Origin of the sequence: Vulcanococcus sp., from assembly GCF_044369115.1 — a bacterium.
GTDB lineage: Bacteria > Cyanobacteriota > Cyanobacteriia > PCC-6307 > Cyanobiaceae > Vulcanococcus.
Map to the genome: position 1 here is coordinate 1 of NZ_JBIPMN010000125.1, position 7,947 is coordinate 7,947.

A 7,947-nucleotide genomic window follows, 5' to 3' on the forward strand; every position below is an offset into this window, starting at 1 on the left:
TCTCAGCCTCCAAGCGTTCACGTCATGGCCAAAACCGCCCAGGACGTCCTCCGTCAGATCAAGGACGAGGGCATTGAACTGATTGACCTCAAGTTCGTGGATCTCCACGGCAAGTGGCAGCACCTCACCGTGTGCCAAGACCTGATCGACGAAGCCGCGTTCACCGAAGGCGTCGCCTTCGACGGCTCTTCGATCCGCGGCTGGAAAGCGATCAACGAGTCGGACATGGCGATGGTGCCCGACCCCAACACCGCCTGGATCGACCCCTTCTACAGCCACAAAACCCTCAGCCTGATCTGCTCGATCCAGGAGCCCCGCAGCGGCAAGCCCTACGCCCGCTGCCCACGTGCTCTGGCGCAGAAAGCGCTCGACTACCTCGGCACCACTGGCCTGGCGGACACCGCCTACTTCGGTCCCGAGCCTGAGTTCTTCATCTTCGACGACGTTCGCTACAAAAGTGCCAACGGATCCAGCTTCTACAGCGTGGATTCGATCGAAGCCCCCTGGAACACCGATCGCGTTGAAGAAGGCGGCAACCTTGCCAACAAAATCCAACTGAAAGAGGGTTACTTCCCCGTCGCCCCCAACGACACCCTGCAGGACATGCGCAGCGAAATGCTGCTCACCATGGGTGGCCTAGGCGTGCCGATCGAGAAGCAGCACCACGAAGTCGCCACCGCCCAACACGAGCTCGGGATCAAGTTCGCCGAGCTGATCAGCGCGGCCGACAACGTGATGATCTACAAGTACGTGGTGCGCAACGTTGCCAAAAAGTACGGCAAGACCGCCACGTTCATGCCCAAGCCGATCTTTGCCGACAACGGCAGCGGCATGCACGTGCACCAAAGCCTCTGGAAGGGCGGCCAGCCGCTGTTCTGGGGTGAAGGCACCTACGCCAACCTGTCGCAAACGGCCCGTTGGTACATCGGTGGCCTGCTCAAGCACGCCCCCAGCTTCCTGGCCTTCACCAACCCCACCACCAACAGCTACAAACGCCTGGTTCCTGGATTCGAAGCCCCTGTAAACCTGGTGTATTCCCAGGGCAACCGTTCCGCTGCTGTGCGGATCCCGCTCACCGGCATGAACCCCAAGGCCAAACGCCTCGAGTTCCGCTCCGGCGATGCCCTCTCCAATCCCTATCTGGGCTTCGCGGCGATGCTGATGGCCGGCATCGATGGCATCAAGAACCAGATCGACCCGGGCGATGGCACCGACGTTGACCTGTTCGAACTCTCAGCTGAAGAGCTGGCCAAGATCTCCACGGTGCCCGCTTCTCTCAACGGCTCCCTGGAAGCTCTCAAGGCCGACCATGAGTACCTTCTGGCCGGTGGCGTCTTCAGCGAAGACTTCATCGACAACTGGATTGCCCTGAAGTACGAAGAGGTGCAGCAGCTGCGTCAGCGGCCGCACCCCCACGAATTCACCATGTACTACGACGCCTGATTGACGGCGTTTGGCAAGCACAGAGCCTCTCAGGCTGCAGCCCCGGGGAAACCCGGGGCTTTTCCATGACCTTCTCCACAACGAGGCCTGATCTACGAAGCAGAGCTGCGGACAGGCACCAAGCCTGGACGGTTGAGCTTTACAGCCCACAAGGTATCACTCGATCCAATGAACAAGATGTTGTTGTCTGATCCACCAAATGTCAGATTGGCAGTTTGCTTTGCCATCAAGAACTTACCAATCAAACGACCCCTTGGATTCAGCGCATGAATGCCTTCTAACGTGCCCACATAAACATTGCCTGCGGCATCCAATCGCATGCCATCGGGGAAGCCCGGGGCCACGTTGGCAAACAAGCGCTTGTTCATCAGCGTGCGCCCATCGGGCGCCACGTCATACACATAGATGGCATGGGGCAAATAAGGGAAATACGTGCGCGGCCCTTGAATCGCTCCACTGTCAATGATGTAAAGAGTTTTCTCCCCTGGACCAAACGCAATGCCGTTCGGCATCACCAACGAACCTTCCACAAGGCTCACAATATTGAGCTTGGGGTCATACCGGTAAACGTTGTTCGGCAACTGAGCAGGCTGCGGCGGGAATTGAAGGGACCCATAGGAGGGGTCTGTAAACCAAACCGACCCATCACTTTTCACCACCAAATCATTCGGAGAGTTCAGCGGCACGCCGTTGTAGCGCTCGACCAAGGCCGGAGCTTGCGCCGAGGAATTGGCCAGATTGACTTGAACCTTGCGCGTGATCGAGATCCGACGACCGGTTGTTTCAGCCGTGAGCAGATGACCGTCGAGATCGGCCGTCTGGCCATCGGCAACACCTGATGGATTACGGAATAAACGGGGCTGGTCCGTCGAGGCAGGGGTGATGGCGCCGTTCTTAAGGCCGTTCCATCGCATCGAATAGATGCTGTTGTGAATCTGATCGGTGAGGAGAATTAGCCCCCCTTGCCCATCGGCATCCTTGAGAAAGACAGGTCCTTCAAGGAAGCCAAAGCCAGTCGCCAGGGGAACCAATTGCGGTGTCCGGCCCACAACAGCTTCAAACTCCGGATCCAGTGCATGAACCGTGAGCTGTGGAGACTGCGACTCCGGATAGGCGGGGTTATGAACCAGCTCGATCTCTCGGCACTGCTTGGCGACAGGGCTGCCAGGCAAACACGCTGCCCCCACGGGTGGCGCCGTTGTGCTGCGCTGACACGCCACCAACAGCAACGGAGAGGCCGCAACTGAGGCCAGGGCAGCTCGAGTGCGCCAATCCATCCGCAAGGCAGTCAATCCTGGCGGAGTTGAGCGATCGCGCTGTCATGCAGGCGCCGTTCATGGGCATGACGCTCAGCCCAGGCCACTTCCTGGGAATGCACATTGGACGCCTCGCTCTGATCGGCGGTGGCACGCCGTTGGGCGACGACGGGCTGATGGCGACGCTGCTCCATCTGACGGTGCCGCATGAACTCCACAAACAGTGGCTCGCTTTGAGAGGCTTTCATCTCACCCTCCAGGGTGGTCGCATGAATTCATTCTGTAGCGGTTGCTACGGAAACCGAACCTGCTCCACGAAACGTGATCTGCGTTCGTTAGGGCACAGAAGAGCGCGTGGACCTGGCCGATCGCGATCCCGCAGCTGATCCGTTGGAATGGGGATCGCTGCGACGCCGCCTCGCTCCATGGCCGATACCCTCACCAAGCTTGCCTATCAGGCCCTGCAGCAGGGCAAGAGTCTGGTAGGTGTGGCCCACAAAGAGGTGAGCACCAAGTTGATGGAACTGGTGGCTCCCAAGGGAGCACCGAAAACACGGCCAATCCCGCCGCAGATGCTGATGGATCTGCAAGCCGCCAATGCGGCATTGATGGAGATCGATTGGGACGAAGCCGAGCAGGGGCTCTACCCCACCAGCCTTCTCTTCGATGCTCCCTGGCTGGATTGGGCCGCCCGGTATCCGATGGTGTGGCTCGACATGCCCAGCACCTGGAATCGGCGCAGTGAACGCAATGTGAGCGACCTGCCAGCGGATGTGGAGAGCGACAACTATCCCGACTACTACCTCCAGAACTTCCATCACCAAACTGATGGCTACTTGAGCGATCACTCCGCCTCGCTCTACGACCTGCAGGTGGAGATCCTCTTCAACGGCACCGCTGATCCAATGCGGCGCCGTGTGATCAAACCGCTGGTGCAGGGTCTGAGAGCGTTTGCCGAGCGTCCGGCGTCCCAGCTGCGGGTGCTGGATGTAGCGACCGGCACAGGCCGCACCCTGCGGCAGGTGCGTGCAGCCCTGCCGCAGGCGCAGCTGGTGGGCCTCGATCTCTCCTCCGCCTATCTGCGTCAGGCCAACCGGTGGCTCAGCCAGCTGCCGGATGAACTCCCGCAGCTGGTGCAGGGCAATGGCGAGAGCATGCCCTTCGCCAGCGGCAGCATGCAGGGCGTGACCTGCGTGTTCCTGCTGCACGAGCTGCCCGGCGATGCTCGCCACAACGTGATCGATGAGTGCTTCCGTGTTCTGGAGCCCGGCGGGGTTCTGGTGCTGGCGGATTCCGTGCAGCTGGCGGATTCACCCCAGTTCGAAACAGCGATGGATAACTTCCGCCGCGTGTTCCATGAGCCCTACTACGCCGATTACATCCGCGATGACATCGCTTCGCGCCTCAGCGCTGCCGGCTTCAGCGGTATTCGCGCCACCTCACATCTGATGACGCGGGTGTGGAGTGCCACCAAGCCCTGACAAAGGGCCTTGAGCGCTGCCCAAACGCCATAGGGTCCGCCTAAAGCGAAGTGGGCATGAGCAATCCGTTCAGCGTGCGCTGGTTGGCAGGCTGGACCTTCCAGACCGTGTTCATGGAGGGGTGTGTGCAGGTGGAAGCCCACGGCTTCGGCATCTGCTTACGCACGCCACTCCTGCCTGGCGAAAGCCCTGTTGTAGCGGCCGATCGTTTGGTTCTGGCTGAGGACCAGCGCCGCCGCGCCCTGCACAACGCCTGGTTGCGGGGCAATCGGATCCAGGCGACAGAGCCGGCGCCTCCTCTGAATGGAGCCAGCGCTGAGGTGGAACCCACCCCGCTTGAGAACTCCGAACTCGAACCATTGATCCGCCTGGTGGCTTGAACGCTGCTTGATTCAGCGCTTCAGCCACAAAGCAAGCACAAGCCCGAGCCCACCCCAGCGCAAGGCTGTCCAGAGACTGGTTTCCTGCCAGGTAGTTGGGCGCAGGGGGGCCGGCAGGGGATCAAGCAGGCGCTGGGCGAGGGCCATGCGCTGGCGCAGCCGACGGGCGTGAAGGCTGTCATCGCCGCTTGTGATGTGCTCAGCCCGCGACACCTGGGCCATCAGGTTCGCCAGCTGATGCAGCCAACGAATGGGGGTGTGGGGAGAGCGCGGACGCTGCTGCATGGCGCCAGGATGGCCTTCCAGCCGAGGTTGTGTCCAGTGTCTGCCAATCATCAGTGGCCCGACGGCAGCCGAGAAGCGGCGGAGGCCTTGCATCGGCTGCTCACCATCGACAACCGCCAGTGGCACGCCCTGAAAAGCCAGCCGCAGAGGCGTGCTGCCGAACAGCTGGCCGCCGCACTGGTGCAACTGCTGGATCCGGCCAATCCCGCCAATGCCCCCGTGGCCACCACGCAACGCCAAAACGCCATTGAGATGCTGGAGCACGGGCTTGGCTGGCTCCGCGGCGAGCTGAAAGACCCCGGATGCCCAACCCACGGTCACTGAGGCGTCACTGACGCCGCAGGGCCACCTGAACCCGGTTACCGCGAGCGCTCCAGCGCACGTCATCGAAGCAGGAGTGGATCAGAAACAACCCACGCCCGCAGAGGACATCCGGCTCTTGGGGCAATGTTGCGCCGCGGGCATCAGCAGGAAGACCGGAGCCCTCGTCTTGCACTTGAAATACCCACCAGCGGGGGGTCACGATGCGGCGCACGCGCAGGCACTTGCCGGGGTCGTTGCCGTTGCCGTGGCGTACAGCATTCACCAGAACCTCCTGCAAACCCAACTGCAGAGAGGCCATTTGCTGAGCGCAACTGATGGGCTCGAGCAGCACCTCCAACAGCGGCGAGAGCTGCAGGGTGGAGGGGGTGATGAAATCGGCCCAGCGATGTGGCATCGAACCTAAGCCGGCGGCGCAGCCGTGCAGTGATTTGAAGCTACCGCTGCGGCGGACGGGCCGATCTAGGCCGATACGCGCTGTTGCAGCCCGGGATGGGAGAGCAGCGCATCCATCAGGCGCACACCACGCAGCTGATTCACCAAAGGCAAGTGGCCCTCCGGTGCCTCCAACGACCAGGTGAACGATCGGGGATAGCGGGTCCACACGCCGCCCTGCTTCCAACCCAAACGCGGCCACAGCTGATCCCAACGACCATTCAGCGAGCGCAGCAGCCGGATCTGCACGGAAAAACCAAAACGTCCCTGCGAATACACCACCCAGAGGCGATCCAGGCTCTCGAGGTCGACCGAAGCGATGGGAGGCACCTCGGAGTAATAAACGTATCCGCGCTTCACTGCGGCTTCACCGGCCAGTTGGCGCAGGTGCTCGCTGGTAAGTCGATCGGCCTCTTCAAAGTTTTGTTCCATCAACGCCCGTTGCAGCGGCGCGTAATCCATACCGGCCGCGCTGGTTACGGCCAACCAGCCATCGCTGTAGCGATCACGGAAGGCCTGGGCGAGGCCGTCGTCGACCGACACCAACAGGTGAATCAGGAGACCGGCAGCCCAGTCATCGCCGGTGGCATCGAGGCGATCGATCTGCTCCTGCAGCAGCGGGCGCAGCTCAGCGGCCCGCTGCTGAACCTGGCTGAGCAGGCTGCGGCGCTGGCGGGGGTTAGCCGCCAGTAAACGCTCCAGAAGTTGATCGGCGCTAACCGTTGTGGTGACGGGGGGTCCGGAAAGCATGAAGAGAGGTCAGACCCGCCATGGGGCCAGCGTTGGCCCACTATGTCAGGCATGGCCAGGCCAAGGCGGGTTCGCGAATGGTTGGGATGCAACTGAATCGCCAACCGGTGGAACGGTTTCTGCAGGGAACGGCTCCGGTGGTGGATGTGCGGGCGCCGGCGGAGTTCGCGCAGGGCCACATCCCCGGTGCCCGCAACCTCCCACTGTTCAGCGATGAGCAACGCGCCGCCGTCGGCACCACCTACAAACAACAAGGCAGGCAGGCCGCTGTGCAGCTTGGGCTGGAGCTGCTGGGCCCTCGGCTGGGCGAGCTGGGCAGCCAGCTCAGCCGTTGGGCAGAGGAAGCCGGCGGTGCGCCCCTGCGCCTGCATTGCTGGCGTGGTGGCATGCGCTCCGAAAGCGTGGCCTGGCTGGCAACGCAGCTCGATCTGCCGGTCGTGCTGCTCGAGGGTGGCTACAAAAGCTTTCGCCGCTGGGCCCTAGCCCTGTTTGACACACCCTGGCCCATCCATTTGATCGGTGGACGCACCGGCAGCGGCAAAACCGATCTGCTGCTCGCCCTGGCGGAGCGCCAGGTGGCGGTGGTGGATCTGGAGGGATTGGCCCATCACCGCGGCAGCAGCTTTGGCAGCCTCGGCATGCCGCCGCAGCCCAGCAGCGAGCACTACGAAAACCGCATCGCCCTGGCGCTGCATGGTTACCGAGAAGCCGAGCAGATCTGGGTGGAAGCCGAGAGCGTGCAGGTGGGCCGCTGCCGCATTCCCGGCGGGATCTGGCGGCAGATGCAGGCGGCACCGTTGCTGGAGATTCGAAGACCGCTGGAGGAACGGCTGGACCAACTGGTGGAGGTGTACGGCTCCCAGGATCCAGCGGCCCTGAAGGAGGCCACCGAGCGCATTGCCCGCCGCCTTGGGCCGCAACGCACCGCTGCCGCTCTAGCGGCAATCGAGGCGCAGCACTGGGGAGAAGCGGCCAGACAGATGCTCGATTACTACGACCGCTGCTACGACCATGAATTGGAGCGCCATGGCGCCGCCGATCAGCACCGGCTGCTGGGCCACGAGGATCTGGCCGGATTAAACGCCGAGGCCGCCGCCGACCAGCTGATCAGCCGTGGTGTGGCCAAGGCCCAGCGCCGGAACGCTGCCTAGGATCGGGCTTTGCTGGGATCGATCGATGGCCGCCATTCAGTTCTTCCGCGGTGTCGACGAGCCGGTTGTTCCTGATATCCGTATGACTCGCTCGCGTGACGGGCGCACAGGCCAGGCGATCTTCGTGTTTGATCAGCCGGAAGCCCTCTCCCCCGAAAGCATGGGCGACATCGGTGGGATGTACATGGTGGATGAGGAAGGGCAACTCGTCACCCGCGAAGTGAATGCCAAGTTCGTGAACGGCAAGCCCGCCGCCCTGGAAGCCACCTACACCTGGAAAACCCCTGAAGATTTCGAGCGCTTCATGCGCTTTGCCCAGCGCTACGCCGATAGCCATGACCTTGGCTTCTCCCAAAAGGAGAACAACGCTGGCGATTCCGCAGAGGCCGCCGAGTGAGTTCGGCCGGATGAAATTCGGCCAGGGCCTGGGTTTGTTCGCCACAGC

11 protein-coding genes are annotated in these 7,947 nt (G+C 62.3%); 6 read left to right on the top strand and 5 right to left on the bottom strand.

The window, feature by feature from the left end:
* Nucleotides 1-24: 24 nt before the first annotated feature.
* Nucleotides 25-1,443, top strand: a complete 1,419-nt coding sequence (glnA, locus tag ACIQ2E_RS10250) for a type I glutamate--ammonia ligase (RefSeq protein ID WP_398329858.1) — start codon at nt 25-27, stop codon at nt 1,441-1,443.
* A gap of 92 nt (nt 1,444-1,535) precedes the next feature.
* Here the strand turns inward: glnA and ACIQ2E_RS10255 are convergent, their stop codons facing one another.
* Nucleotides 1,536-2,720: an SMP-30/gluconolactonase/LRE family protein gene (locus tag ACIQ2E_RS10255; RefSeq protein ID WP_398329831.1), complete on the bottom strand. Its 1,185-nt coding sequence runs from the start codon at nt 2,718-2,720 to the stop codon at nt 1,536-1,538.
* Nucleotides 2,721-2,731: 11 nt separating this feature from the next.
* Nucleotides 2,732-2,947: a hypothetical protein gene (locus ACIQ2E_RS10260; RefSeq protein ID WP_398329834.1), complete on the bottom strand. Its 216-nt coding sequence runs from the start codon at nt 2,945-2,947 to the stop codon at nt 2,732-2,734.
* A 177-nt stretch (nt 2,948-3,124) separates the two neighbouring features.
* Between ACIQ2E_RS10260 and ACIQ2E_RS10265 the strand changes: the two genes are divergently transcribed.
* Together ACIQ2E_RS10265 and ACIQ2E_RS10270 are read left to right on the top strand one after the other, a co-directional pair.
* Nucleotides 3,125-4,180: a methyltransferase domain-containing protein gene (locus ACIQ2E_RS10265; protein WP_398329861.1), complete on the top strand. Its 1,056-nt coding sequence runs from the start codon at nt 3,125-3,127 to the stop codon at nt 4,178-4,180.
* A gap of 56 nt (nt 4,181-4,236) precedes the next feature.
* Nucleotides 4,237-4,560, top strand: coding sequence for a copper-binding protein (locus ACIQ2E_RS10270; protein ID WP_398329837.1), 324 nt, complete (start codon nt 4,237-4,239; stop codon nt 4,558-4,560).
* A gap of 12 nt (nt 4,561-4,572) precedes the next feature.
* On the opposite strand, the gene ACIQ2E_RS10275 is transcribed toward ACIQ2E_RS10270, so the two are convergent.
* Nucleotides 4,573-4,845, bottom strand: coding sequence for a hypothetical protein (locus ACIQ2E_RS10275; protein ID WP_398329840.1), 273 nt, complete (start codon nt 4,843-4,845; stop codon nt 4,573-4,575).
* A gap of 36 nt (nt 4,846-4,881) precedes the next feature.
* Between ACIQ2E_RS10275 and ACIQ2E_RS10280 the strand changes: the two genes are divergently transcribed.
* Complete coding sequence (locus ACIQ2E_RS10280) at nt 4,882-5,169, top strand: DUF6439 family protein (protein WP_398329843.1); 288 nt, start codon at nt 4,882-4,884, stop codon at nt 5,167-5,169.
* 4 nt (nt 5,170-5,173) lie between these two features.
* On the opposite strand, the gene ACIQ2E_RS10285 is transcribed toward ACIQ2E_RS10280, so the two are convergent.
* A complete protein-coding gene (locus ACIQ2E_RS10285) occupies nt 5,174-5,563 on the bottom strand; it encodes an ATP-binding protein (protein ID WP_398329846.1) in 390 nt (129 codons plus the stop codon).
* 65 nt (nt 5,564-5,628) lie between these two features.
* Nucleotides 5,629-6,351 (bottom strand): GUN4 domain-containing protein, encoded by a 723-nt coding sequence (locus ACIQ2E_RS10290; RefSeq protein ID WP_398329849.1) that lies wholly within the window; start codon nt 6,349-6,351, stop codon nt 5,629-5,631.
* Between the two features lie 86 nt (nt 6,352-6,437).
* Between ACIQ2E_RS10290 and mnmH the strand changes: the two genes are divergently transcribed.
* Together mnmH and psb28 are read left to right on the top strand one after the other, a co-directional pair.
* Nucleotides 6,438-7,502, top strand: a complete 1,065-nt coding sequence (gene mnmH / locus ACIQ2E_RS10295; RefSeq protein WP_398329852.1) for a tRNA 2-selenouridine(34) synthase MnmH — start codon at nt 6,438-6,440, stop codon at nt 7,500-7,502.
* 25 nt (nt 7,503-7,527) lie between these two features.
* Nucleotides 7,528-7,899, top strand: a complete 372-nt coding sequence (gene psb28 / locus ACIQ2E_RS10300) for a photosystem II reaction center protein Psb28 (RefSeq protein WP_398329855.1) — start codon at nt 7,528-7,530, stop codon at nt 7,897-7,899.
* The last annotated feature ends 48 nt before the right edge of the window (nt 7,900-7,947 follow it).